Origin of the sequence: Mesorhizobium sp. M1423, assembly GCF_040317575.1 — a bacterium.
Taxonomy (GTDB): Bacteria; Pseudomonadota; Alphaproteobacteria; order Rhizobiales; family Rhizobiaceae; genus Mesorhizobium.
The window spans coordinates 1-674 of record NZ_JAMYKU010000091.1 but is presented as its reverse complement, the minus strand read 5'-3'; the positions used below and the strand labels follow the sequence as shown (position 1 = coordinate 674).

At 62.6% G+C, this 674-nt stretch carries 1 protein-coding gene; it reads right to left on the bottom strand.

The window, feature by feature from the left end; all coding sequences use genetic code 11:
* Window positions 1-140: 140 nt before the first annotated feature.
* The coding region (locus NKG95_RS34215; RefSeq protein ID WP_353043884.1) for a transposase at window positions 141-674 on the bottom strand (534 nt) is incomplete at its 5' end.

Here is a 674-nt window from a genome sequence, read left to right as displayed (position 1 = left end):
GGCCTTTGCAGAGAAGGCGCATAGATATGCGATTTGAGGCATATATGCTTTTTTGAGCGTCGGAGAGCGCTGCTTGGCCGTTCAGCGCGGCATTTTTCAGGATAATCGGCTCATCCGGCCGATTACGGACGGACTCCTGCTTATGCCGGCTTCTCGCCAGGCGGATGGAGGGTGCTGACCATGCGGCGCAGGTTGTAGGCGCAGGCCGCCAGCATGCACTGCGTTCGGTTGGCGGCGAGGTTGAAGAAGCGCAGGCGCCGCATGGCATAGCTCTCCTTGAACACGGCGAAGGGTCGCTCGACCGCCGCCCGCACCTTGGCGATCAGCTGGTTGCGCCGCTTCTGGCGCGGCGGCAACTCGGGATGATGTTTGTTGGGCCGCCGCATCAGGCGGTCCTTGATGCCTGCCTCGACCAGCCGGGCATGTCTGGCGTGGGTATAATAAGCCTGATCGCCATAGACCGCCCTTTCATCGCCGCTGATCAGTGCGTCGGCCGGCTCGGTGTCGGTGACCGAAGCGTCGCTCACCTCGACGCGCCGGATCAGCGTATGATCCTGGTCGACGCCGATGTGCATCTTGTAGCCGAAGGTGCTCTTCTTGCCCTTCTTGCCCCAGCGCGCATCCTTGTCCGCCGATGGCTTGACCGGGCCCTGGTGGCCCTTCTTGGGCTGTTT